Source organism: Ruminiclostridium hungatei (assembly GCF_002051585.1).
In the GTDB taxonomy this organism is placed as follows: domain Bacteria; phylum Bacillota; class Clostridia; order Acetivibrionales; family DSM-1351; genus Ruminiclostridium; species Ruminiclostridium hungatei.
In genome coordinates, this window is record NZ_MZGX01000008.1 from 110,761 (window position 1) to 136,877 (window position 26,117).

The window sequence follows — 26,117 nt, forward strand, 5'->3', positions numbered from 1 at the left end:
TATTTTATTTTATTTGATTTGATTTTTTTATTGTATTTGATTCTTTTATTGTGTTATTCCTTAACTGCCAGGCAATAATTTACATTGTCAAAGGCAGTTATGGGATGTTCAGGATTGGCCTTATTATAATTGCGGGTGAAATCACCGGAACATGCAAACCCTTTTCATCAGGCCAGCAAAAAATTAATTATTTCATTATTGACTGTTTCGGGCTGCTCGTGGTTTATACCATGTCCTGCACCATTTATTACCTTGTAATGGTATCCGCCATCCTCCAGGATATCTGTAAAATCTTTCTTGTCTGTCAACCTGTAGCCGCCAATCAAAAAATACAGCTTTTCTTTTACAGGCATTGCTTTTTCCTTATCATACTTTTCCAACTTGTGCATAAACATAGCCATCTGGTTGTGATTTTTCATTACCGTAATCATGTGGTCAATCACCTCCGGACAGCTCTCAAAAAAGTCAGAATCCGGTGAAATCAGCTTTTTCATTATTTTACACATATTATTTCTGTTTGGAATCAGAATTTCCGGAAACAGACTCATAATGGTCTTAAACATTGCTTTAAAGGGCTTAATAAGCATGCCGCCCTCCAGGCACACAACCTTATTGACCCTGTGACCTTCATTTACTGCATAGTTAAAAGCCATATACCCGCCGTTGGATACGCCGATAATATTAAAAGCCTTTATTTCAAGCAGTTCCGCCACTTCATTTATCCAGCCCACCTGGTCAAAGTCCTTCTTGTTATAGTTTTCATTTGGAATGCTCTTTCCTGGACCTCCCATTGTATCAACTGCGATACAGTAGAAATGCCGGGATAATTCCCTGATATTCAAAACCCACATAACGGCGGAGTTGTCACCCACACCATGAAACATCAGCAAGGGCGGATTTTCTTTATTGCCCGAAATAATGCAATGTGTTGTTCCATACCTGGTTGACAGCTCCACCTCTTCAAAAGCGGTATCCCATAATTCAAGCAAGTGATTATAGGAATTCAAGACCTGCCCTTTACCTTTTTCATTCTTAAACACCTTGACCATAGAGACCCCTCCTCACATTATTTTCACATTAACCTGTTAAGCTTTACTCCTTAAGAAACTGAGAACCATATCAACAGACGGAAAAGGAATGTCTTTCCCATTTTGTACCCGTGTGATACCCAACCCCTGTATAAATGAAAAATACGTTATAGAAAGTGTCAAAGGGTCTTCTTTGACTATTTCCCCCAAATTTTGCCCTTCAATAATCATTGGCAGCATATATTCAAAGGGCTTTTTTATTTTCTCTTTCGATATTCTTTTCGCTTCCTCGGGTATTCCTTCCGAGGTAGTAGCCTGAAGCATTATCAGTCTCCAATGGTGCATTGAAATTCCCTCAGGAGATAAGTATGCTTCTGTCAGCCAATATATTTTCTGATATGGAGTACCTTCCAGCTCAGATGCATATTTTACCGAATTGCCCGCACCCTCAAGTGCCAGATCAAAGATCTTGATGAATATGTCATCCTTGGATTTAAAGTAATTATAGACAAAGCCCTGACTAAAACCAGCCTTTTCAGCTATATCCTTTATTTTTGTCCCGGCCAGCCCCTTCCTGGAAAACACTTCAATAGCGTTCATAATTATTTGCCTGTTTCCCTTGTCGGGAATCATTTTTTCGAAATTTTCAATAAACTTCCTGTCCAGCGCTTCACTTTGAATAGACATAATACTCGCTCCTCCTGAATGAACGTTCATTCATATTGTAGCATGCATTTTTTCCTATGTAAAGGAAAGTGCTGCTGGGGCTACAAAAAAATACCAAACGTCTGAAACGCCTGGTATCTCTATTTTCAGCTTAAAACTGCTCCAGCCTGCCAAAGTTTTTTAAGAAAATGATTTTGTCAATGGCAGCGCTTGCCTTCCACCAATTTTCACTTATGGCGAACTCCTTTGCATATTTTTCATTGTTTTCAAACCAGCTCCAGGTAATATTCCAAACACCATTCTGCGGCCTTGTGTCAATGAGATAATCAAGCTCTTTTGCTATAATGTCCTCGTTATCCTTATAAAAGATACTTCCAGGAGAATATATATAATCAGAAGGTCTTCGAGAATAATAAGCCCATTTTGAGGTATCTCTTTCTATAGCATCATATACAAGCTTTTTAACTTTTTCTGTAAGAGCTTTGTGGTCGAAATGTGATGTCAGCCCTGCTCGCTCTAAAGTGTCAAGCAACACGTAATAACCGCCGATGCCCATCTCTCCATATTTATCAGATGTGTTGAGTTTGCCGGTTATAACCTCAGCAAGCGTAAGAGCCTTGTTAAATATATCAGAATCCTTATAGGCATTCATGAATATAAAACTGATTATACCCGCTGTTACTCCTATGCCTTCAAAAGTATTGTCTTCCATGCTGTACGTCCACCAGGGGGCATGAGCATAGTCATCATTTGACGGAATATTAAAATACCATCCGTTTTCCGAACAATAGACGTTACTTTCCAGAAACTTGAATATTCCTTGCAGCATGGGATGCTGCTTATGGCTAAAGTCAATCCCTTTTAAAATATTAATTGCCCTCAAGGTTGTATACGGTGATGAATTCGGGTTCCAGCTATCCGCCTCAAGAGCATGTCCAAATCCACCGTCGTCATTCTGATAGAAGGATAAGGCGGAAAGTACTGCTTCCTTACTGCCATTTTCAAAATAATACTGCCAAAGTGCCAGTTCAATTGGCCGTGCATTGCGATACATCCAGGATTTAACCTCTTTGTAGTCCTTCAATGAAAGTTTTTTCACAAATATCACCCCTTAAATAAATAACTTATAACAAATAATAGAATCTGTATTGCAAAAATAGGTTTTACACAAACAGGCACCACCAGACGCCGTATTTGTCTATGAGCTCCACACCACAGGGGCTGAAAAACAGTTCATCAAAAGGTGTTATTATTTCGCTGCCCTCCAGCAGGGTTTCATATGCCTTACGCACCTTATCCTCCTGCCCTTCCCCAAATTGAATGCAAAATTGCATGGTATTGCCTGTAAGCCTTTTATCTCCGCCGGCACGGGTGGTATCACGAGCCTCACCAACTGCAATGGCTTGTCCGCAAACGTCAAGCTCCCTATGGATGACCGTACCATGCTCGTCTACATCCTGAAAGCCTATATCGGCACCAAACGCCTTTTTATAGAATTCGAACGCCGCATCACTTCCCTTGACGTAAATTTGAAGTATAGACCTCATATAATCCTCCCCTGTAATTTGATTATCCTTTTCTTATGATACCCTTTTCTGTTTCTATTGTATTGTAAAAAATCGTCATCACCTTGTTTTATAAGCAAACCTTCTTGCATCCATAAGCGACATTGTATGATATTTCCTGAAATCGTTAAGTAAATGTGCTTGGTCAGTATACCCATATTTGCAAACAGCATCTTGAATGTTAAATTTTCTGTCCAGCATAATATCCTGCCAGAGATATTGGTATCGGATAAGCCCTGAAAGTTTTTTGGGCGAAACACCGACGTACTCCAGGAATAATCTTTCGAGCTGCCTTTGGCTGACTGCCGTAAAACCGGCAAGTTCAGAAATATTTGACGTACCTTTAGACTTCAGAACTTTGTAGACAGCATTCATTACATTATTGTTTTGTCTGCCGGAGTCTATCCTCTTAAGGAGATATTTTTCAACCTTATCCACTGTATCCGGAATAAGCAGGTTGCCGGTCAGTATACCGTGCAAGTCATGCTTAAGGTTTGTAAAATAAGTTTCTACGTCAACGAAGGAATTAAAGACATATTTCATGGACTCGTCAGAAAACAATGGGACAGCCCAGCTATAGAACCTGATGGCAAAGCAGGACATTAAAGGACTAACATTTTTTGCCTTGTCCATAAATGTGGTGTCGCTTATACCGGCAAATAAGCCCTCAAGCTCATTTTTATCCATATTAATGTTAAAGATTATGTCCATGCAAGTGTCAGGGATTACAAGCTTGTCTTTCATTTCAGTCGAAGTTAAGCCTGAGTGAGGCTTCTGTGTAACCCAAAAGCAGCATATGTAGGGCTTAAGTGCTTCACAGGGCTGAAGCTCGGTATAAGATTCGTCATTGAGAAACGGCTGGGCAGTGATTGGTCGATAAATACTATTTAATGTAAACATTACCGGTCCTTTATATGTCCTTTTAAAGACAGATTAATAATAATGATATTATTGCCCGTATGCTGCCAAAAGTCAATAAAGTGACAGTGACCAATAAAGTACTCCCATCGTACTTTCCCAGGTCTCTTACTTACTACTAACTATTTTCAATAAGGTTTTTCTTCTATTTTAGCTTTAAAAGTTCCATTTTCAAATTTAATTTTGTCTACGCTATTTATGGTAAGCGTTCCTTCTATACTACCTGTAACATTTCCACCTCTTCCTTCCCACTTATCAATTTTTACATTTATTTGACCATTTTGAACTCCATCAATCAAAAACTGGTATCCTTTATTAGTTGTGTAAATAAAGTCTTTCGTATAATCAGGCATGGTTAACCAACCATCTGATTGCGGATTGTAAGTGGTAATTTTGATTGAATCACCAGTAGCTATGTTCGAGGGTAATTTTATAAATATACTGTCATTATTACTAAACTTATCTGAATGAAAATTAAGACACCATACGTCATTATAAAAATACATATAGCCATCGAGGACAAAATAATTTTTTTCTACACCATCAATTTTAATTTTTAAATAGTTATCATCCACATTGGGTTGTGGTATTTGCTTTGTGGAATCAATTATATCATTACTCAACTCCCCAGTATCTTTACTAGGCTTCGGTGATAGTGTGGAAGATGTATATTCTGGTATCGAATCGGAAATTAATGAGGTTTCTAAACTTATTTCAGATTGAGTGCTATTGGAATCTTGTTGTCTCTTTTCAATGATTTGACTATAACTTGCTGTCGCGGCTGATGGATTAGTATTATCTTTATGTCCAATAAAATCTGCTATAGTACCCTTACCAGAAAAAAAATAGATAATTCCAATAAGACTGGATAACAACCCCACGAATGCTATAAATTTACTGAATCCCTTACTCATAAAATACACCCTCACTACCATTGCGTAAATTAAAGATAATTCCTGATTAAACAAATTTTATTAATTATCCCATTATATCTCAAGCCCAATTTAGTAATTATACAAGTCTTTGGATTGAGAAAATTTTGAACAAGCCTATATTTATTACATTAATTTCATAAGCTAATAAAATTGATATTTTCATTGTAATATTATTCTTTTTCAGAAACCTGAAATTCCGTCTTTCAGGGTATTATGATATATATACCTCTGAGTATAAGGCAAACAAAGAACGCTCTTCATCATTTAAGTTAAAGAGCGTTTATGTACAAGTTATCATGGACTGAATATAATATACTTTATACTACTTTAAATGAAATTGAATGAAATGAAATAATATTCCCACTATCATCGACTCCAACAACAGAAAATCTATACGTTCCAGCAGCAAAAACTCCACCACCGATAGTGAAACTCCTTTTTATCATAGGCATAGAGTTATAATAATAGTCATTTTTAGTAGTGTTGACTATGGTTACTAAGAACTTAGGTGCATATATACCGTTTGACCAAGAAAATGTTATTGAATCCGTTTTACTAAAAGTTTGACCTGATTGAGGAGATGTAATAACAACTCCACTTGCTGCACTTGCTGATCCTACTAAAATTACTGTTAACATCACAGCAAGCAATAATGCTGAAATAACTCGTTTTTTCATTATAAACCCCCTTAATTTTGTTTATATAATATATACTACTAAAAAAGCAATTTATTTACAATTATTTCCTATTGAATTTTTTTATATTTAATTTTGTCGGGTTCATGGAAATTCAAAGATAGTCCGTCTTTGCAATGAGGTATTCGTTAAAACAAAAAACACCCTCTGGTCGGAGGGCGTTTAAAATATTTTAGCCTTTATCATTAAAATACTTAGTACAATTATTTAAAATCTTCAAAATCAGTGTCCACTTTATTAAATATAGGTCTCTACTTTGTTGAGTCCAGTGTGTTAAAAATAAGCTTTTTATACCCACTGGATTTAGTGAAATAAAAAAGGATTTCATAAATTATAAAATCTACGAAACCCTTTTGGTGCCGAAGGTCGGACTCGAACCGACATGTTATCACTAACGCTGGATTTTGAGTCCAGTGCGTCTGCCAATTTCACCACTTCGGCATGTGTTTTTCACTGCTTAAATATAGTAACATAGAAACTTTCACAAATCAATACCAAATATTCAAAATATAATTTTTTTGCAGGTATTATTTATGTTCACTGCCCGACTGCCTGCTGTAGTGGTCAAACACCTGAAAATCACGGCCTGGCAAGCTATTGTTAACGGCAGAAAATTTCTTCCCTGTATTTACCATAAACAGTTTTTTTATTTTATTTGACTTTTTATCGGATAATTTGATAGAATCAATTGTTTGATATAAACTACTTAATATAGTATACAGAAATAGAAGGGGTCATTATGCAGAAGGAAAATCTCAAATCCGAAAAAATGGGAAGTGTGCCGATTGGAAGGCTTCTGGCAAGTATGTCACTGCCTGCCATGCTGTCCATGCTGGTACAATCTCTTTACAATGTCGTAGACAGTTACTTTGTTTCAAAGCTGGGTGAAGAAGCCTTCACCGCAGTTTCCATAGCCTTTCCCATGCAGTTGCTGACACTGGCTTTTGCCGTCGGTGTTGGAATCGGCACTAATTCACTGATAGCCAGAAAGCTTGGCGAAGGCAAGGTTGATGAGGCCACCATCACCGCAAGAACAGGGTTGTTTCTTGCCATAGTCAACGCAGCTATATTTGCCGTTATAGGCCTGGTGGTGTCCGGACCTTTCATATCCTTGTTTTCAAAAAACCCTGAGGTTATTTCCATGGGTACTACCTACCTGACGATTGTAACGGTAGCATCTGCCGGCATGTTTATAGAGATAATTCATTCAAAAACCCTTCAGGCCACCGGGAACATGCTTATTCCGATGATATCCCAGCTGATTGGAGCAATAACAAATATTATTCTCAATCCGCTGCTGATTTTTGGTATGTTCGGCCTGCCTGAACTTGGCATTGCCGGTTCCGCAACTGCCACGGTAATCGGGCAGTTGACAGCCATGTGCTATGTTATGACCATGTACAGGCTGAAGAGCCATGATATACATTTGACCTTGAAGGGCCTGAAATTAAAGAAGGATAACATTGTAAACATCTATAAGGTGGGTGCGCCTGCCATAGTTATGAATGCCATAGGGTCTGTAACCACCACCGGGCTCAATGCCATCCTTATGTCCTTCTCCGAAACTGCAATTGCAGTGCTGGGTATCTACTTCAAGCTGCAATCCTTTATATTTATGCCTGTGTTCGGTTTGACACAGGGAGCTATGCCTATAATGGCATACAATTTCGGAGCCAACAAAAAGAAACGCTTTTACAAAACCTTCTATTTGTCACTGACTGTAGCCATTATTATAATGTCCCTGGGACTGGTGCTGTTCCAGTTGGTTCCCGGCCAGCTTTTGTCCATATTCGGACAGGAATCCCACATAGGAATATTTGCCCTCAGAGCTGTCAGCCTCTGCTTCCTGCCTGCCGCTTTCGGCGTAATTATAACCACAATGTTCCAGGCAGTGGGACACGGAATGAAAGCACTGGTTATGTCACTGCTGCGGCAGTTGGTGTTTATACTTCCGGGAGCATTTTTGTTCGGCAAAATCTTTGGTCTGGACGGAGTGTGGTTCTGCTATCCGTTTGCTGAACTGGTTTGCGTCCTCATTTTCACTCCTATTGGCTTTAAGGTCATAAAAGAGGAATTCACCAGGAAGAAAGAATTTGAAATAGTCCCGGAAACCACAGGTGAGGCTGTTTCCTGATTTTGAACATGTAGCGGGTTTCATGCCGGCATGAAGCCTGCCGCATCTGTGGCTGGCTATGAAGCATGTGAAGCTGTAAAGCATGTGAAAGATATTGGTGCATGGTTGGGGTTGTATGGGTGACAAGCAGAAAACCGCTTTGAATGGCAGTTATCAGGCCATTTAAAGCGGTTTTATTTGATGTTGCATATGGTTTTGACAATATATTCGTAGTCATCATTTTTTCTGAAGCTGTATTGACCGATTTTTATCTTTGTGGAAGCCTGGTAGGAATCCAATACTTCTGCGAATTTATCCTTATTGGAAATAACTCCGCTTTCCAACAAAACATCAATAACCTTTGAGGAGTCAAAACCTTGCTTGATAGCAACATTTATATTCCGTTCTCCTGCTTCCCCGGCGGCTTGAGTATCTGCTGATTTGCCGCCGGTGCTGCCGGAACTTTCACTGCCAGACACTCCGGTATCTGTTGCAGTGCCGCCGGTCTGAACAGCCGCCGAAGTACTGCTCCCTGTCTGGGCTCCTGCTTCCTCGTCATTTATAAGATGCACAGGCTCAATCATACCATATCCCTTTGCCAGCCTGATTATTTCTTCTTTTGAGAGCTTGCCGGCCTGTGTGCCGGTATTGTCACCTCCGGAATAAATCAAGCCTGCAATCGCGGTAATTATCATGCCTATGCCAATTCCCAGCACTATGCTTTTCTCATGAACCTTTTTCATTTACTCAACCCTCTGATAAGTCCGATTTCGCCTTTGCCTATTTTGAGCCTGTCTGCTATTTCATCATTGCTCAGGCCCTGTTCTATCATCTGCAGCACTTCACGTCTCCTGCCATTGAGTACAAGCCTGGATTTGTTGGTTTCTGTCGTCTCCTTAAGTCTTTCTGAAATATCTGCCATCTGGGTATTCACTTCCCGTTTGGCATTCTTCTGAGGCTGTGCTACCTTGACAGGTGAAGCCTTATCCGGCTCTTCCTCCAACTCCGCAGCTTTTTTGCCGCCCGGCACCTTATGCTCTGCTTTTGCTGCTGCCGGCTTTCCGATTACAGATTCTTCGGTTACTTCTTCAGTTACAGATTTTTCGGCTGCAATTATTCTTGCCGGAGACTTTTTTGTCTCCGTTTGAGTAACCATGGGTTGAGCTGCCGTCACTTGTGAAACTGCGGGGTGAAATACCGTCGCCTGAGCTGCGGAAGGCTGCAATACTGAAGTCACTGAAGCTGCTGTCCCTGCTCCTGCTGCCCCCGGAATGTCTTCAACAGCTTTCACAGGCAGCACTGGAATCGGCCTTCCGGTTACAGGCATAGAAGGTATCGGAACGGAAGGCGCCATAATATTAACCGCATGTCCAGGCTTGCTTTCCTGGCTGGTCATATTCACCTTCTCAAAATATTCCTGATTCTTCTCTGAGATAATTGTAACAACATAGTCGGACATTTTATTAAGCTCCTGAAGCATTTCCTCAGAGTCCTGTATAAGGTTAAACATCTCTTCCTTTTTTCTGTCGAACTCCTTGAAAAAATCCTTTCCGCTTACCTTGTCCATAGCAATAAAAAACAGGGATCCAATTACCAGTAAAATCCCTAAAAATATAATGCTCACATAAAAAGCGCCCATTTTCACCTCAATGCTGCTATATCCTTATATCAATTTTAGCTGTCTGACGATCATCATCTTTTTGTTTTTTCTTCTTGTCTTTTTGCTTATTATTGTCTTTCTGCTGCTTTTCATTCACCCGTCCGTGCTGTACATTCTCCCTTGCAACAACCTGCTTCAAATTGTGATCAATCCTGTCACGATTGGTTTCGGCCTGCTGCTGAAGTATCGCCTGATTTTTGTTGGCTTCTTCATTCTGAATTTTGGACAGCTCGGTGGTCTTTGGATAGAGGACTTGAAAATCCATTGGCCTGATTATCATATTGACCTCCATATCTCCATATGTAAATGGTTAATCTATAAGGCTTCCAGTTAATAGTTAAATACTAAAATACACCGATTACCTGTCCACTGCTCCCACACGTATGTCCGCGCCGTCTCTGTACAGAGTGCAATACTGCAGGGACTCCTTGACATACATCATGCATGTGCCGATGGTAACCTTTACGCCGGGATAGATGGTGTTTAAACAGCGCACCTTGCCGCTGACCTCCATTTGGAGCTTTTCATCCAGCACCAGCATTTCCCTCTTCAGTTCTTCAAGCCTGGAGGACAGGTAAATCTTTGTTCTCACGCTTTTTGTAAGAATCTCCTGCTTATCCGGCGTCAACGCTCCCATCCCCTCAAGCTTCTTCAGTATTGTTATGGCCTGATCGGCTTTTTTTACATCAGACTCGCCGGACGTCAGCTCTTCCTTGACCTGCTTGTATCTTTCCCTGACAGTGGGATCAGTTCCAACCTCCAGGTCGGTTACTGTGGCCATATGAGAACCGATTACCTTTGCGACTATTATTTTCCCCACTTTGCAGGTGCCTCCTACAAGCAGTCCCTTCCTCCCGGTCAGCTCAAGCTTGTTTCCGCACTTTACATTGCTGTGCATCACAGCTTCCGACTGGATATTATTCTGAGCCTCCACGTTGCTGTACTCAATGTACCTGGCAACAATATCCCCTCCAGCAATAAGGGTCCCCTTGCCCATACCCTGCATACCCCTTCTGAGGATGATATTGCCTCCGGCTCTTATGGTAGCGCCTTCAACTACCCCATAAATCTCAACATTCCCTCCGGCTTCAACACTAAAACCGGACAAGACATTTCCTTTTATGATAACACTTCCTACAAAATTAATATTTCCGGTGGAATTGTCCACATCGGCAGGAATCTCATGATTGGTATAAACACTTACCTTTGTCGTATCAAGGTATTCAACTTCTCCATCTGTTGAAGCATACAGGCTTTGTCCATCCTCAGAAGAATGGACATTCTTTCCTCTGGGCAAAACAGCAGGCTTGCCGTTTACTGCAGGTATTGGCTTGCCTTTGACCGTCATTCCCTGAATGCCCATGACAGGCGGAACAACAGTACACAGCAACTGGCCCTGCTTAACGGACTGAATAAGGTTCAATTCCCTGTAATTTATCCTTCCGTCCTCCAATACTGTTGGAGTCTTGTCAACCGTAGTGTCAAAATGATAATTTACAGACCCATTCCTGCCGTTTTGTGCGGGCAAACCTTCCGCTACACAAATAGATTCATTATATATAGGATTACTGCAGCAGGCATCGATTACATCCTCCCTGATCCCATACACAATCCTCTGGCCCTGCAGAGCTGAAACAATGTCCGCTCTGCTCACCCCTGAATTTTCTTCACCCGGAAACAGTGTTATAAAAGCTTTAAGTTCGTCCGGGGAAACTGTAACTGAAATTTTAACATCGCTTTGACTTGCCATAAATTCTCCTTTAAGATTCAAGCATTATTTTGTGTCTGAACAATTTGCCTCTCATCCTTAAAAGTGCTTTTGTATGCAACTGGGAAATTCTTGACTCGGTTACATTCATTATGGCACTTATTTCTTTTAAAGTTAGCTCCTCAAAATAATAAAAAGTAATTACCGCTTTCTCTTTTTCCGGCAATTTATTTATAGAATCGGCCAAAAGCTCTTTTATCTCACTTAGTTCCAGAGATGCCTCAGGCTTATCCTCGGTATTTTCACTGACTATTTCCAGACCTCTTTCATAATTTTGTTCCATGAATTCTTCAAGCGACATCATTGACGATACATTTACATCATTGAGCAGCCTGTAAAATTCATCCATGCTTATTCCAAGCTTCTCGGCAACCTGCTTGTCGGTGGCTGAATGGCCTGCTTCATTCTCAATCTCCGCATATACCCTTTCCAGTTCCTTGTTCTTTTGCCTCAGAGACCTTGGAACCCAATCCAGGTCTCTGATACTATCTATAATAGAGCCTCTGATTCTCAATGAGGCATAAGTTTCAAATTTAGCACCTTTTGTTACGTCGAACTTTTCAATAGCATCTATAAGGCCAAAAGCACCATAGCCCACCAGGTCGTCAAATTCCACATTTGATCCGAAGTAGATGCTCAATCTTCCTGCCACATACTTAATCAAATAAGCATACTGAACTATTAACTTTTCTTTTGCAGCAGGGTCCTTATTTTCGGTATATTGTTTCCAAAGCTGACTAATATTGTTTACACTAAACATGTAAATCCCCCAAACCTTTACTATATATATCACCAAAATGTCTATTCCTTAACTTTTGTCCTAATCGCTTGTGATAAATCTAGTGGAGAAAAACCGTCGTCCAGGCTGCTGCCCGCAACCAAATCCAGATTAGTGCCCAAATGTTCCTCCTGCTCCAGCAGCTCAGCCATTTGCTGTTCCTCAAGCTTCACCGCTGCCAGCTTCCGCTGCTTTTCCTCTTCCAGCTTTCGTCTTTGCTGTTCTTCAACAATTCCGGTCAGGGTCGAACTCACAATTGCACCTAATATATAAAATCCAATCAGTGCTATGATCATTCTGATGCAGGTCTGATTAGTACCGGCATTGTTGCTGATACTTATAATCCCGGTAACCAGAGCCGCCGTCATTGCCAAAAGAAACGGTATTTTCATAATTGTCTCCATTCTTACCTCTCATGTACGCGTGATGCGAGTGAAAGCAAAGCCACCAAAATGGCTTCAAAAAGAATATCTACATTCTTTTTCTTTAGTTTATACATATATTTAATAAATTTATCCCCGGCTTGCGTATCTTTATAATTGCTTCATTCCGCAGCCAATAGTCTTAACCATCAACCTGCCGTCCTCTGAATAAATCTCAATGGTTCTCCCGTAATTGCCTCCTGTATCTTCGGACAATACGGGTATATTAAGCTCCTTGAGCTTTTCCTTTGATGCTATGACATTCCTGTATCCTATCCTCATAAGATCAGACCCCTGGGTAAAAGCAAACATTTGGGCTCCGCCGGCCAGCTTTGCAGTTATTCTTTCCTTTCTGGCGCCTAATTTTACCATATCCTCCACCAGTTTAACTATTGCCGTATCGGCAAACTTGGCAGTATTGCTGTTATTTTTTGCCTGTTCACTGCTTGGTAACATAACGTGCGCCAAACCTACAACTTTTGCAGCAGAATCATATAATGCAATGCCCACACAGGAGCCTAACCCAAGTGTTGTTATCATACAAGGGTGGTGAGCCGAATTTAAATCAGCCATACCAACCTTAATAATCTCTATATCCATTATTCTATAACTCCCAATGCTTTTAATAATACCTCGTATGAATCAATATCAGGTATTAAAAGAAAGTCCCCCAATACTTTAGTTATGCCTTCACTAAACTCAGTCTCGATATAAAGCACCGAGTCTCCCACTTTGCCGAATTCTATAGCAGGAACACTTAATATGGCTCCGGCCATGTCTATTGCCAGCTCCGGTATGGAAGGCAATATTCTCAGGTTGGTCAGGCCTGCAAGTGCATTCAGATATGATCCGGTCAATATATTGCCTATTTCCTTGAGCGCAGACAACTCCATTTCATCAAAGCTAAGACTTGTGGAATCACTGCCTATGAGGATGTTTACCAGTTGTCTGGCGGCAAAGGTGTCCAGAATGAACATCATGTTTCCGGTCAGATCTCCGGTAACACTAAGCAGTATTCCTACCACTATCATTTCCTCTCCGCCCAATATCTGGCTCACCTTGTCAAAGCCCATGATCTTTACCTTGGGCACGGCCATATCAACCTTTTTATCAATCATTTTTGCCAAAGATGTAACTGCGTTTCCGGCTCCGATATTACCTATTTCCCTTAGAACATCCATTTGGAGATTATTTAACTCATCAAAACTAATCGTCATTGCTTTTACCTCAATTTTATTTTTTTAATCAAAGCTTAACTAATTTTTCAAAGTTTATCAGGGTTACTATTTCACCGCCAACCTTGCCGATACCGAAGATATATTCAGCAGCCGCACTGTTGATAAGGCTTGTGGTGTTTTCAATATCTTCTCCGCTCAATTGTATGGTTTGCTGCACCTGGTCGACTATAACCCCTATGGATACTTCCTCCAGCTTAAGGATAATTATTCTGGTTTCCTCTGTTTCCTCAACAGCAGGCAGATTGAATCTGTCCCTTAAGTCCATGACAGGAATTATGTCACCTCTCAGATTTATAACGCCCTTAATATATGACGGCGTTTTTGGGACTCTTGTAATTGTCTTCATTCTGTCTATTGTTGTTATCTTTAAGGAATCTATTCCAAAACGCTCATCACCAAGACTGAATACGATAAATTGTTTTGTATCAAAATCATTAACCTGTACGTCTGCCATATTGACCTCCTGTTTTCGTTTTTGGCTCAAAGCCTTCGAATATTTTTATGTAATAGAGTTAACATCAATAATCAATGCAACATTACCATCACCGAGAATAGTGGCACCTGCAAGATATTTTATGCCTGTCAGCAGCTTTCCAAGCGACTTGATAACTATTTCCTGCTGTCCTATTACACTGTCTACAACCAGACCTGTAAGCTTTTCACCCTTTCTTACGATAACAATCTTAAGCTTTTTCTGTGTCTTGGTATTGCTGTCAGGTACCTCAAGGGAATCAGCCAGCCTTGTTATGGGGACAACCATATTTCTCAGCAGGATTACTTCCTGACCCTGCACCGACTTCACGTCCTCTGCCTTCCATTCATATATCTGGTAAATGGAGCCCAAAGGAATGGCATATTTTTCACTTCCCACATTAACAAGCAGTGCCTGGTAAATTGCAAGTGTAAGAGGCAGTTTTATAAGGAACTTGCTTCCTTTTCCGCTGTAGGTTTCCACTTCAACCGTTCCGCCAAGCTGTTCTATCTTGGTTTTTACCACATCAAGCCCCACACCCCTGCCTGAAAGGCCGGTAATTTTTTCTGCGGTGCTGAAGCTGGGCCTGAACAGCAGCTCTATTGCCTCCTGTTGAGACATGGCATTTGCGGCTTCCCTGGTCAAAATACCATTTTGTATGGCTTTTTCCTTTATTTTCTCAATATTTATACCGGCTCCGTCATCCGATACCTCGATGATAACATTGTTGCCGGACTGATAGGCCGTAAGGTTTATCCTTCCATGCTCAGACTTGCCCAACTGCCTTCGTTTCTCAGTGGACTCCAGGCCATGGTCGCAGGAATTTCTCAACAGGTGGATAAGCGGATCACCGATTTCATCAATGACCGTTCTGTCCAGTTCAGTCTCTTCTCCCGACATGACCAGGTCAATTTCCTTGCCCAGATCCTTTGCTATATCCCTTATCATTCTGGGGAATCTGTTGAATACCGTTTCAACAGGAACCATTCTGACCTTCATAACAGCATCATTCAGGTTAGTGGTAATTCTTTCCAGATACTCCAGCGTTTCATGATACTCCTGGGGCTTTTCTGTGATGTCTGTACCTTCAAGTCTTGTCTTTGTTATAATCAGCTCTCCCACCAGGTTCATGAGCACATCCAGCCTGTCAATATCAACTCTGACTGTCCTTTGGGTCTTTTTGGGAGCATTGCTGCCTGCATTTTGCTTTGCCTCCTGCGCTTCTCCTTCCTTTGCCGCCGGGCTATCCACGGCAGAAGAAGCTTTTGCCTCTGTCTCTGATTTTACGGAAGCCTCTGGGGAGGCACCTTCAGCGGCAACCCTGTTCATAGGCCTTATGATTACTTCATCCACTTCCGCAATAGAGTTGAGTTCCTTTGAAAACAAATGGTCATCACTTTTTGAAACTACCACTACAGTGAACTCAAAATCAAATTTTTCATCTTCTATATCCTGAACCACCGGCTGTGATTTAATTATTTCACCATATCTCTCCAGGGTCTGAAACAGGATGAATGCCCTTGCAGACTTCAGCAGGCAGGTCTTATTCAGCACGATTGTTATCTTTAATGCATTCATACCCATATCCAGGGCTTTATTAACAGCCGACTGCTCAAATTCGTCCAGTTCCATCTGAGCGGTGACATACTTTTCATCGGTCTGCACCGGAGCGGCAACTGCGGTCGTCTCCGCGGACTTTTTCTCCGCCTGTGCCGGAGTGGAAACAGCGCCTTTGTTTTCCAGTATTTCATTCAAGGAAGCTATGACACTCTTATATTCCCTGTCACCTTCACCACCGGTGGCAATAACGCTGTTTACATAGTTTTCAAGTGCATCAAGACACTTGAACAAAACATCCACCAGCCCCGAGGTCACTTTTATTTCATCATTTCTAATGGCATGAAGCACATTTTCCATGTCATGGGTCAGTTTTGTCATCTTTGTGAAACCCATTGTGCCTGCCATGCCTTTAATAGTATGAGCGACTCTGAATATTTCGTTTAATACATCCTTGTCCTCAGGGTCCTTCTCCATCTGCAGCAGGCACTGGTTAAGGCTCTGTACGTGCTCATTCGACTCTTCGATAAATATTTGTAAATACTGACTCATATCCATATTAACGCACCCCCAAATATTGTATAATCTCTTCTGAAATTTTGTCTAGTGATACTACCTTATCTACCGCTCCTGTTTGGATTGCCATTTTCGGCATTCCGAATACCACACTTGTTTCCTCATCCTGCGCTATAATATAACTCATGTTGACTTCCTTGAGCTTTTTTACACCTATGCTGCCATCAGCTCCCATCCCCGTCATAATGACCCCGATAATGTTTTTCAGCCCTGTGGCTGACAGCGATTGCATCATTACATCAACTGAAGGCCTGTGTCCGCCTACAGGCGGGGACTTATCAAGATTAATAATTATATCTCCGTTTGGGGCAGCGTCTATCAGCATGTGTGAATCACCGGGTGCAATATAAACATGTCCTGCCAATAGCTTCTCCCTATGGGAAGCTTCCTTTACAATCAATTCGCTCTTGCTGTTCAGCCTTTCTGCCAGCGAATTTGTGAAGCCCGGCGGCATATGCTGAACTATCAATACGGCTGCCGGAATATCTCCCGGCAAAAACGGGATGACGCTTTGCAGTGCCTTGGGCCCTCCCGTGGAAGTCCCTATGGCTATTATATGCTTCAATACCTTGCTGTTTCCGACAAGTGCACTGCTTTCACTTTCTCTTGCCTTGTTCCTGGCGGAACTGAACTTTATATTCTTAGCAATTGTAATTTTCTCAATTATTTCATTTTTCTTTTTATCATTCTTGATATCAAATATATTCTTAGGTTTTGCTATAAAATCCACAGCCCCCTCATCCAGAGCCCGTATTGTCAGTTCAGCCCCGTGCTCGGTGCCGCTGCTGAGCATGATAACAGGCTTCGGAAACCTCTTCATTATCTCTCTCAGGCAGCTTATACCATTCATGACCGGCATCTCAACATCAAGAGTAATGACATCAGGATCCAACTGTTCTATCTTAGCCAGCGCATCCTTGCCATCAGTGGCCGTTCCCACCACCGAAAGGGATTCTTCAATATCGATCATATCAGACAAAACTTTTCTCATAAAAGCTGAGTCATCGACTATCAAAACTTTTACCAAGTTATTCTTCTTTGGTTTTGAACTCATTAGCTACCCCTTAGACCTTTTTTCAATAATTCCCTCTGTTGTCTGAATATAAAACCAACTATTTTCTCCCGCTCCTTGTACTCAATATCCTCGAAGCTTATGGAAGAATTATACTTTATCTCTTCATTTATAATTTCTCTGCTGCATCTGATTACCTTTCCCTTAAACTTCAATTGGAAGTTATCAAACAATAAGGCACCTGATATAACAGAATTTGGCACAAGCATATAGTCAGTCTGGGAGGAAACACCTCCGCCGCTTATATCAATGGTGTAGCCAGCAATTTCATCGTGCTTTCCGGGCTCGTCCGATTTTTGCGGACTAAAGCTTACCGGAACCCTGCAGTCAAAGCGGTAATACTGTCTTCTCTGAATTTTTTCGGGCTTTTCCGTGACTCTGACATCCAATAGTGCAATATCATCTATGATAAGCCTGTCTGTGACATAACCTATAACCCTGTATATCTGGTTCGCCTTATAGAAAAAATATGCTTCTATATGCGAATTCACTCTTACGGGATATACCTTTGCCTCATGTATGGGGGCACTGATTCTGATGGTGTTAACATCAACAAGGCCCTCCAACTGGCTTATAAAGCCCATATCAAGTTTTCCCTCAACCGGATCAACAACTGTCATTTCAATCTTTGTCCCGATTGAAAATTCTTTCAGGTTATATACAGTGTTCAAGCGATTTACCCCACTTAATAATAGTATACTATTTTATCAATTGGTAAACAACCCAACAAATTTATTAATAAATCCTTTAATTCCGGCTTGTGTCAAGCCGTTCACATTGGTCTCCCTTTTCAGAAGAGAATCCACTACATCGTTTATCAATTTGCTGGTTGAATTCTTCGGGTAACATAACAAATACGGCTTCTGGAGCTTTACCGATTTTATAAAGGACTGGTCAAAGGGCAAATATCCCAATGACTCCAGCTTCATACCCAGAAACCGGTCTGAAACCATGGCAAAATTATTGTAAACCGTCTTTGCCTCCACTTCACTTTCTGCCCTGTTTATAAGCACATTGATGGTACAATCCTTTTTGGAATACGAAACAGTCTTTACAAGAGCATATGCATCGGTTATTGAAGTCGGTTCCGGAGTCACCACCAGAAGTACCTCGTCCGCCGATAATACAAAGTTCATAACGGTGTCCGAAAGTCCGGCACCTGTATCTATCAGGATATAGTCCGCTATATGGTCCAGCAGGGACATATTTGCTATAAATGAATCCAGTGAATTCTTGTCCAGGTTTATCAGTTCCTGAACTCCCGAGCCCCCTGAAATGAATTTAATGTTATTGGGCCCGTCGCAAAGTATATCCAGAATACCTCTCTCACTTTTGACGGAATCCAGCAGTGTATACTTTGGTACAATGCCGAAAACAACGTCGATATTTGACAGTCCCAAATCCGCATCTATTATTACAACCCTATAGCCTTTCTGGCTCAGAGCAATGGCAAGATTGACAGTAACACTTGTCTTTCCCACTCCGCCCTTTCCGCTTGTGACAGCGATAACCTTCGCACTTTTGTCAAGCGCTATACGGTCGGCTGCCGCCTGTATACTCCTTGCGTTCTTTGAGGGCTCGCTATTCAAATCGTTTACTATCTTCCTTAACTTTTCAGCTTGATCTAGCATCCTTAACCTCCGTGTTTTCCAGTGCGGCCACCTGGTTTCATCCTGGCATTCAAGTTACGACATGTTTCCCAACAGGTTTTTTGACAGCCTGTCAATGTTGACAATTTCAATATCATCCGGAACATTCTGTCCGTTGGTGATATAAGACAGGCTCTTGTTTGAAAAACATTTTGTATTTAGTATATTTCCGTATACCGGAGTTTCATCCAGCTTGGTAAAAATTAGCCTGTAGTTGGGAATAAACTCATAATTCCTTATTATCTCCCTGCTATTTTTTGAGCTGACGGTAGAACTCAACACCAAAAATATACTGTCCGCATTTGATGCCGCAACCAGCTTTTTCAGTTCGTCAAACTTCTGTTTGTCCCTGTAACTGCAGCCTGCGGTATCAACCAATATTACATCCTTATCACTATACTTCTGAATCTCATTCGTTATTTCCATTACGGAGTATGCCACGGATATGGGTATGCCAAGTATTTCAGCATAGGTCTTCAACTGGTCCACCGCTGCTATTCTATAGGTATCGGCAGTTATCAGTCCCACCTTTTTATTTGCTGAGAGCATAAAGGTTGCCGCAAGCTTTGCAAGTGTTGTAGTCTTTCCCACTCCGGTGGGCCCCACAAACAGTATCACGGTTGGCTTTCCATCCTTCCGGAGAGCTATGGGCTCCGCCTTCCCGAACATAGATGCTATAACCGAGTGCATTACCAGTGATGCATCGTTAATATTGCGCGAATCACTTTTCCTGGCAACCTGATCAATGATCTTTCTGGCAATTTCTTCATCCACTTCATTTTTCAACAGATTGCCATACAACAGTTGAAATATTTGAGGCAGCTTTTCAGCTTCTGTCTGCCTTGCTTCATCTCCATTTTTTTTGACAGCTTCAATACTTTTACTGTCAGTCTTTACAGTATTTAGAACCCTTTGCAGCATACTTTCAATATTACTTACTTTATTCTCTAGCTCAACAATTTTTTCCTCTTTTTGCGACAATATATTTTTTGTATTCACATTTTCAGGATAAAATGCTCCGGTTTTTGACAATTCCCGTTCTCTTGCTTTTGCATTATCGTCATCAATAGCTGCCATAATTTCAATCATGGGCTTTGTAAAATATTTTTTTATACCCTTTTGCCTTACTTTTTTAGTATTGAGTATTATTGCATTGTTTCCAAGGTCCATTTTCACTTTCAGCAAAGCTTCCTGTGTATTCTTACCCATATACCGTTTTATCTTCATTTTAACCTCCATGAGCCGAAACCCGGCCACAAAATGTTATGAATCAGCATAAGCCGCCCGTTCTAAACACTGACAGTTCCAATGGACTGTATTTCCACTGCCGGATCAATTTCATTATACGACAGTACAATCAATCCTGGAATAACATTCTCCGTAAGTCTCTTAAAATACAACCTGACTATGGGTGAAGCCAGCACGATGGGCTGGTTGCCAAGCTGCATCAGCCTCTGAACATTTCTTGAAACATTATTTATTATAGTATTGCTCACAGCAGGGTCCAGAGCCAGATACGAACCAAATTCAGTCTTTTGTATTGCGTCCATGATCATTTGCTCCACCTTCGGATCTATTGTAATAACATTTGAGTTCCCGTTAAAGAACTTCTGTGATATGGACCTTCCCAACGCCTGCCTCACGTATTCGGTAAGCATATCCACATCATGTGTCATGGGCGAATAGTCCGCCAGAGTTTCCATTATGGTAACCATATCCCTGATGGATACATTCTCCTTTAATAAATTGGCAAGTACCTTTTGAATCTCTCCGATACCCATGAGCTTGGGTACCAGTTCGTCAACAATTGCAGGGTTGGTCTGCCTGATATTGTCAACAAGTGTCTGTACCTCCTGCCTGCCAAGTAATTCGTAAGAATGCTTCTTTATTACCTCGGTCAGGTGTGTGGCAATAATTGACGGGGGATCTACCACGGTGTATCCGAGCATTTCCGCCTTGTCTCTTTGTCCTTCCTGAATCCAGATGGCAGGGAGGCCGAATGCGGGTTCAACTGTCTTTATACCGTCAAGCTCTTCCTCAACCCCGCCTGAGTTCATGGCCATAAAGTAGTCAAACAGCAGCTCTCCCTTTGCTATCTCCGAGCCCTTTATTTTAATGATATACTCGTTTGGTCCTATCTGTATGTTGTCTCTTAGCCTGATTACCGGAACTATCATTCCCAACTCCAGTGCAAGCTGTCTTCTGATAAGCACCACCCTGTCCAGCAAGTCCCCGCCCTGGTTGGCATCAGCCAGAGGAATGATTCCATAGCCGAATTCCAATTCTATAGGGTCAACCTGTAAAAGGGTAACAACATTTTCCGGCTTTCTGATTTCCTCAACTTCGCTTTCCTGTATCTGGACTTCCTCATCAATTACAGCCTCCTTTTGCAACTGCTTTACCTTGTACGCCACAAACACCAGTACCCCTGCCAGAATCAAAAACGGTACGGGAGTCAAAAACGGTGCCATGGCTGCACTTAATGCCGCAGAAACATATAAAACCTTCGGGTTGTAGAACAACTGTCTTATAAAGTCCTTGTTGAGATCCGATTCCGCGCCGGCTCTTGTGACAATGAAGGAAGTGGCCACCGAAAGCATTAATGCCGGAAGCTGGCTGACCAAACCGTCTCCAATAGTCAAAATGGTATAGTTGTTAAGGGCTTCGGTTATTTCCTCCCCCCTCATAACTACACCTATTATCAAACCGCCTGCTATATTCAAAAAGGTAATTATAATGCCTGCTATGGCATCGTTTTTTACAAACTTGCTGGCACCATCCATGGAACCATAAAAATCAGCTTCCCTTTGAATCTTCCTTCTTCTTTCCTTTGCTTCAGCTTCACTTATGAGACCAGTATTCAGGTCGGCATCAATGGCCATCTGTTTTCCGGGCATTGCATCCAGAGTAAACCTGGCAGCAACTTCTGCAACTCTTTCCGAACCCTTTGTTATAACCAGGAAGTTAACTATCATTATGATAAAGAATATAACGAAACCCACAACCAGATTGTTTCTTCCCACAAAGGAACCAAAGCCTCTGATTACTTCTCCGGCCTCACCCTCCGACAATATCAGCTTGGTGGCAGTAACATTCAGGGACAATCTGTATATTGTTGTAACAACTATCAGCGTGGGAAATATGGACAAGTCCAGCGCTGTCTTTAAATAAATGGTATTAAGCATTATAATTGCAGCCAGAATTATGTTTATTGCCAGCAAAAAGTCCAGCATAATATGCGGGATAGGCAAAATAAGGTTTAATATTGTGATAATAATTATTATTGGTATAAAAAAGTTATTTAACCTAGACAATTTTTGTCCCCCTTAAACAAAGTCTAACCTGCCCTGCCGCCGCTTCTCAAATTATAGACAAAGGCAAGAATTTCCGCAACCGCCTGATATAGTTCGGGCGGAATGGGCTGTCCAATATCCACTGTACTGTACAAAGTCCTGGCCAGAGGCTTGTTTTCAACAATCTGAACTTTATTTTCAGCAGCAAGCTGCTTTATTCTCAACGCTATATAATCCTGTCCCTTGGCAATCACATAAGGTGCGCTGGACTTTTCAGCCTCGTACCTTATTGCTACTGCAAAATGGGTGGGGTTGGTAATTACAACATCTGCCTTGGGTATCTCCTGCATCATCCTCTTCATGGACATCTGACGCTGCTTTTGCTTTATTTTGGATTTTATCTCAGGATTACCCTCCAACTGCTTGAATTCTTCCTTGACTTCCTGTTTTGTCATCTTGAGACTTTTTTCATAATCATACCTCTGGTAGAGATAATCCAAAAAACCCACCAGAATCATTGCAATGCATATTCTCAGTGCCACCGCAAATGCCGCACTTCCTATAAAAGAAAGGATATCCCGCAGGTCGGCATTCATAAGCGCCACAACTTCATTGGACTTAGATTTTAAATAGGAGTATGCAACTCCGGCAACAATTAAAATCTTTATAATGGACTTAACCAGTTCAACAATGGATCTCATGGAAAATATCCTTTTAAATCCACTGAAGGGGTTTATCCTGTTGCCCTGAGGCTTCAAAGTCTCAAGGGTAAAAAGGATTCCCACCTGGGCATATCCCACAATCAGCCCTGCAAACAGTGCAATCAGCAGCAGGGGCAGTGATGTCTTCGCCAGGACTATAACACCGTCAATGAACAATTTTGCAAGAATACCGGTGTCTATGGCATCCTTATTAGTCAAATATTCTGTAAACGCCTTCTTTATATATGTGGACAACTGCCCGTATATTATGGAACCAAAAGCGTTCATGGACACGATCATTAAAACCAATACCAGCGAGGCTGACACTTCTCTGCTTTGAAATACCTGGCCTTTTTTTCTGGCATCACTTTTTTTCTTGGGAGTGGCCTTTTCAGTTTTGTCGTCTCCGCCGCCGGCAAATAGCTGATAATTCAGCTTCAGGCTTTGTTCCTTAACCAAGCTCGTCATTCAGTCCTCCTGGAGTTACCACCGGTTAATCCTTACCCTGGCACCATTGACCTGATAAATCTGAAAATCTCAAGATTCATATCTTCGGTCAGCATTGTCACAATATAAATGAAAGCCGGAATTGTGAGCAAAACAACAATGAGTCCTAAAAATACCTTCAGGGGCATACCAAGTACGAAAACATTCATCTGCGGTATGGTTTTGGAAATAATACCAAGCACCACATCCGTAATTATCACTGCTGCCACAATAGGGGCGGCTATCTTAAAACCCACTGAAAACATGTTCTTAAATACTATTACTATATTATCAACCATGCCTGGGCCTATGACGGCACTTCCCAGCGGTACTATGCTAAAGCTCTGGTACAGGGCCTTAATAAGCATATGGTGGCCGTTGGTAACAAGAAATATTATCATTGCCATCATATAATACAGGTTTGCAGTAACAGGCACCTGTATGTTACTGAGAGGGTCCAGCACGTTTACCATACCGAAGCCTATCTGCATATCAATTATCTGTCCGGCAATATAAATGCTTGTAAACACCGCATATGCCACAAAGCCTATCACTACTCCCACCAGAAATTCCTTGATAATATACAGTGCATATATCATAAAGTTTCCGGTATCCAGCACCTGCCCCACCGGAACAACATTTGCCATCAAAAGAGCAGTTGTAAATGCAAAGCCGATCTTAAAGTATACGGGAATATTCCTTCTTCCGAATATGGGAGCGGTTACAAACAAACCTGTCATCCTCACAAAAATAAGAAGAAACAGCTCTATATTGTTGAGAAACATATCAAACGGAATCTGCATGCCAGCCTCCCTTTTGCTGCGGCACAAATGTATAATCGAGCTTCCCTATTTAATAAACTGGTTCATATTTGTAAAAATATTCTGGGTATATTCTATCAAAACCCTCAGCATCCACGAACCGAACAGCGCAATGGCAGCTACAACCGAGAGAATCTTGGGAACATAGGAAAGAGTCTGCTCCTGAATCTGTGTGGTAGCCTGAAAAATACTTACCAAAAGGCCTACAATCATGCTGATGAGCAAAACCGGAGCCGATACATATATTACTATTTTCAAGGCTCCCTGTGCGATGTATATGATACCGCTTTCGTCCATTTTAACCCTCCCGCTGCACAAACCCACTTATTGAAAATGTCTGTTTTTACTATATATTACCCAATTAAAGAACCCCTAACCGGCTGAGCCCGGCTGTAAAAAAGCAACATCACCGGGCAAAACTCACAACAATGGACTGGGTCAGCATGGACCAACCATCCACCAAAATAAACAACAGTATTTTAAAAGGCAGAGATATCATGGTAGGAGGAAGCATCATCATACCCATAGACATCAATGTACTTGAAACTACAATATCAATAATCAAAAATGGCAAAAATATTAAAAATCCGAATTTGAAGGCCACCATAAGCTCACTGATTAAAAAGGCAGGTGCCACTATTGACAGTGAAAGCTTGGATGCCTCCTGAACCTTGATGGGCTCCTTCTGGCCTCCAAGAGTCATAAACAGCGCCAGATCCTTTTCTCTTTTATTGCTGAAAATCTGTTTTACCATCCAGGTTTTAATGGTTCCCGAGCTCTTTTCAATAGCCTGCTGAGAGGTTATTTCACCTTTTGAATAAGGCTGGAAAGCGTTTTGATTAATATCTGAAATAACCGGACTCATTACAAAAAAGGTAATAAACAGCGCAAGTCCTATTAAAACCTGATTTGGAGGCATTTGCTGCGTTCCCAGCGCGTTTCTTAAAAATGACAGGATAATAATAATTCTGGTAAAGCCGGTCATCATTATAAGAATGGACGGAGCCACGGACAATACCGTCAGCAGCAGCAGCAGTTGGATACTTGAGGATACTTCCTTGGGATTGTCGGAAGCACCGATGCTTATACCGCCCTGGGTTACTGAAATGTTGGGCTCGGCCATAACACGCCCGATCATAAGGCAAAAAACCACTACCAAGATACATGTTATAAAGATAAACTTCTTAATTCTTGTTTTCTTCTTCATTTTGTCCCCGTCTATCGTTCATACTGTTGGTTATGTTTTTCAGTCTCTCAAGATTGTTTTTGAACTTATGATTATCAGTTAAGGCTGCCTCCTCCGGTTTTGGGCCGGCAGCAGTTTCTTCCGTTTTTGAGTTTCCCGCTGCTGAAGAGTTTCCGAAATTAAACCCGCTTATATATTTCTTCAGGATTACCTTGAAATCCATAACCTCCGAAATTGGGTTTTTAATCTCTTCCTCTTCGTAATCACTTATATTGACCCTGGCCAGAAACTCCACGCTCTTGTTGGTTGCAGACAGTATTAAAAACTCCCTGTCAACCTTAACCAGGTGTAACCTGCTGTTAACTCCAAGGCTGAGAGATTCTACAATCTGCATATGATTGCCCTTCATCATTTTCTTCGACTTATAGGTCAGATATTTTGTTGTTAAAAGCAATATTGCCATAACAACCACAAAAGCCAGCAAAACAGTGAAATACTTAAAAATCCCTTCCATCTCA

At 41.4% G+C, this 26,117-nt stretch carries 28 protein-coding genes and 1 tRNA gene; 1 reads left to right on the forward strand and 28 read right to left on the reverse strand.

Translation table 11 applies throughout. From position 1 onward, the window contains the following. Positions 1-167 precede the first annotated feature (167 nt). The 8 genes from CLHUN_RS07630 to CLHUN_RS07665 all read right to left on the reverse strand — a co-directional run bounded on the left by CLHUN_RS07630 (position 168) and on the right by CLHUN_RS07665 (position 6,248). The gene (locus CLHUN_RS07630; protein WP_080063991.1) at positions 168-1,049 is read right to left on the reverse strand and encodes an alpha/beta fold hydrolase; all 882 of its coding nucleotides are present in this window, start codon (positions 1,047-1,049) and stop codon (positions 168-170) included. Between the two features lie 36 nt (positions 1,050-1,085). After that, positions 1,086-1,715 carry a TetR/AcrR family transcriptional regulator gene (locus tag CLHUN_RS07635; RefSeq protein ID WP_165755701.1) on the reverse strand — a complete coding sequence of 210 codons (630 nt, stop codon included), beginning with the start codon at positions 1,713-1,715 and terminating at the stop codon, positions 1,086-1,088. A gap of 130 nt (positions 1,716-1,845) precedes the next feature. Beyond that, on the reverse strand, positions 1,846-2,793 hold the full coding sequence (locus CLHUN_RS07640) for a hypothetical protein (RefSeq protein ID WP_080063993.1): 948 nt from the start codon (positions 2,791-2,793) through the stop codon (positions 1,846-1,848). A 64-nt stretch (positions 2,794-2,857) separates the two neighbouring features. Then, complete coding sequence (locus CLHUN_RS07645; RefSeq protein WP_080063994.1) at positions 2,858-3,241, reverse strand: VOC family protein; 384 nt, start codon at positions 3,239-3,241, stop codon at positions 2,858-2,860. A gap of 78 nt (positions 3,242-3,319) precedes the next feature. After that, positions 3,320-4,159 (reverse strand): helix-turn-helix domain-containing protein, encoded by an 840-nt coding sequence (locus tag CLHUN_RS07650; protein ID WP_080063995.1) that lies wholly within the window; start codon positions 4,157-4,159, stop codon positions 3,320-3,322. Between the two features lie 146 nt (positions 4,160-4,305). Then, positions 4,306-5,091, reverse strand: a complete 786-nt coding sequence (locus tag CLHUN_RS07655; protein ID WP_080063996.1) for a hypothetical protein — start codon at positions 5,089-5,091, stop codon at positions 4,306-4,308. Between the two features lie 338 nt (positions 5,092-5,429). Next, the gene (locus CLHUN_RS07660; RefSeq protein ID WP_080063997.1) at positions 5,430-5,789 is read right to left on the reverse strand and encodes a hypothetical protein; all 360 of its coding nucleotides are present in this window, start codon (positions 5,787-5,789) and stop codon (positions 5,430-5,432) included. Positions 5,790-6,161: 372 nt separating this feature from the next. After that, positions 6,162-6,248 (reverse strand) — tRNA-Leu (locus CLHUN_RS07665). A 298-nt stretch (positions 6,249-6,546) separates the two neighbouring features. Between CLHUN_RS07665 and CLHUN_RS07670 the strand changes: the two genes are divergently transcribed. Beyond that, positions 6,547-7,941 (forward strand): MATE family efflux transporter, encoded by a 1,395-nt coding sequence (locus CLHUN_RS07670; protein ID WP_080063998.1) that lies wholly within the window; start codon positions 6,547-6,549, stop codon positions 7,939-7,941. Between the two features lie 173 nt (positions 7,942-8,114). On the opposite strand, the gene CLHUN_RS07675 is transcribed toward CLHUN_RS07670, so the two are convergent. From CLHUN_RS07675 to CLHUN_RS07770, 20 genes are all read right to left on the reverse strand, one after another. After that, entirely contained in the window at positions 8,115-8,663 is a 549-nt protein-coding gene (locus tag CLHUN_RS07675) for a hypothetical protein (protein ID WP_080063999.1), read from the reverse strand. Continuing rightward, complete coding sequence (locus CLHUN_RS21775; protein ID WP_242656469.1) at positions 8,660-9,559, reverse strand: DUF6115 domain-containing protein; 900 nt, start codon at positions 9,557-9,559, stop codon at positions 8,660-8,662. Before CLHUN_RS21775 ends, CLHUN_RS07675 begins: the two co-directional genes overlap by 4 nt. 16 nt (positions 9,560-9,575) lie before the next feature. After that, positions 9,576-9,860: a hypothetical protein gene (locus tag CLHUN_RS07685; protein ID WP_080064000.1), complete on the reverse strand. Its 285-nt coding sequence runs from the start codon at positions 9,858-9,860 to the stop codon at positions 9,576-9,578. Between the two features lie 78 nt (positions 9,861-9,938). After that, positions 9,939-11,330 (reverse strand): DUF342 domain-containing protein, encoded by a 1,392-nt coding sequence (locus tag CLHUN_RS07690; RefSeq protein WP_080064001.1) that lies wholly within the window; start codon positions 11,328-11,330, stop codon positions 9,939-9,941. A gap of 10 nt (positions 11,331-11,340) precedes the next feature. After that, positions 11,341-12,108 (reverse strand): FliA/WhiG family RNA polymerase sigma factor, encoded by a 768-nt coding sequence (locus CLHUN_RS07695; RefSeq protein WP_080064002.1) that lies wholly within the window; start codon positions 12,106-12,108, stop codon positions 11,341-11,343. Between the two features lie 41 nt (positions 12,109-12,149). Then, positions 12,150-12,518 (reverse strand): hypothetical protein, encoded by a 369-nt coding sequence (locus CLHUN_RS07700; RefSeq protein WP_242656470.1) that lies wholly within the window; start codon positions 12,516-12,518, stop codon positions 12,150-12,152. Positions 12,519-12,659: 141 nt separating this feature from the next. Further along, positions 12,660-13,148: a chemotaxis protein CheD gene (locus CLHUN_RS07705; RefSeq protein ID WP_080064004.1), complete on the reverse strand. Its 489-nt coding sequence runs from the start codon at positions 13,146-13,148 to the stop codon at positions 12,660-12,662. After that, positions 13,148-13,765 (reverse strand): chemotaxis protein CheC, encoded by a 618-nt coding sequence (locus CLHUN_RS07710; RefSeq protein WP_080064005.1) that lies wholly within the window; start codon positions 13,763-13,765, stop codon positions 13,148-13,150. The genes CLHUN_RS07705 and CLHUN_RS07710 overlap by 1 nt, the downstream gene beginning before the upstream one ends. Positions 13,766-13,793: 28 nt before the next feature. Next, complete coding sequence (locus CLHUN_RS07715) at positions 13,794-14,240, reverse strand: chemotaxis protein CheW (protein WP_080064006.1); 447 nt, start codon at positions 14,238-14,240, stop codon at positions 13,794-13,796. Positions 14,241-14,285: 45 nt separating this feature from the next. Next, positions 14,286-16,373, reverse strand: coding sequence for a chemotaxis protein CheA (locus tag CLHUN_RS07720; RefSeq protein ID WP_080064007.1), 2,088 nt, complete (start codon positions 16,371-16,373; stop codon positions 14,286-14,288). 1 nt (position 16,374) lies between these two features. Next, positions 16,375-17,445, reverse strand: coding sequence for a protein-glutamate methylesterase/protein-glutamine glutaminase (locus tag CLHUN_RS07725; protein WP_080064008.1), 1,071 nt, complete (start codon positions 17,443-17,445; stop codon positions 16,375-16,377). Next, on the reverse strand, positions 17,445-18,134 hold the full coding sequence (locus CLHUN_RS07730; protein ID WP_080064009.1) for a flagellar brake protein: 690 nt from the start codon (positions 18,132-18,134) through the stop codon (positions 17,445-17,447). The genes CLHUN_RS07725 and CLHUN_RS07730 overlap by 1 nt, the downstream gene beginning before the upstream one ends. A 36-nt stretch (positions 18,135-18,170) precedes the next feature. Next, positions 18,171-19,094 (reverse strand): MinD/ParA family protein, encoded by a 924-nt coding sequence (locus CLHUN_RS07735; RefSeq protein WP_080064010.1) that lies wholly within the window; start codon positions 19,092-19,094, stop codon positions 18,171-18,173. Between the two features lie 54 nt (positions 19,095-19,148). Next, entirely contained in the window at positions 19,149-20,339 is a 1,191-nt protein-coding gene (flhF, locus tag CLHUN_RS07740; RefSeq protein ID WP_080064011.1) for a flagellar biosynthesis GTPase FlhF, read from the reverse strand. A 62-nt stretch (positions 20,340-20,401) separates the two neighbouring features. Further along, positions 20,402-22,426, reverse strand: a complete 2,025-nt coding sequence (gene flhA, locus CLHUN_RS07745) for a flagellar biosynthesis protein FlhA (protein WP_080064012.1) — start codon at positions 22,424-22,426, stop codon at positions 20,402-20,404. 23 nt (positions 22,427-22,449) lie between these two features. Continuing rightward, on the reverse strand, positions 22,450-23,574 hold the full coding sequence (flhB, locus tag CLHUN_RS07750; RefSeq protein ID WP_080064013.1) for a flagellar biosynthesis protein FlhB: 1,125 nt from the start codon (positions 23,572-23,574) through the stop codon (positions 22,450-22,452). A 32-nt stretch (positions 23,575-23,606) separates the two neighbouring features. Beyond that, positions 23,607-24,395 (reverse strand): flagellar biosynthetic protein FliR, encoded by a 789-nt coding sequence (gene fliR / locus CLHUN_RS07755; RefSeq protein ID WP_080064014.1) that lies wholly within the window; start codon positions 24,393-24,395, stop codon positions 23,607-23,609. A 45-nt stretch (positions 24,396-24,440) separates the two neighbouring features. Further along, positions 24,441-24,710 (reverse strand): flagellar biosynthesis protein FliQ, encoded by a 270-nt coding sequence (gene fliQ, locus CLHUN_RS07760; protein WP_080064015.1) that lies wholly within the window; start codon positions 24,708-24,710, stop codon positions 24,441-24,443. Between the two features lie 109 nt (positions 24,711-24,819). After that, on the reverse strand, positions 24,820-25,620 hold the full coding sequence (fliP, locus tag CLHUN_RS07765; protein WP_080064016.1) for a flagellar type III secretion system pore protein FliP: 801 nt from the start codon (positions 25,618-25,620) through the stop codon (positions 24,820-24,822). Then, positions 25,598-26,113, reverse strand: a complete 516-nt coding sequence (locus CLHUN_RS07770) for a flagellar biosynthetic protein FliO (protein ID WP_080064017.1) — start codon at positions 26,111-26,113, stop codon at positions 25,598-25,600. Before CLHUN_RS07770 ends, fliP begins: the two co-directional genes overlap by 23 nt. Positions 26,114-26,117: the final 4 nt, after the last annotated feature.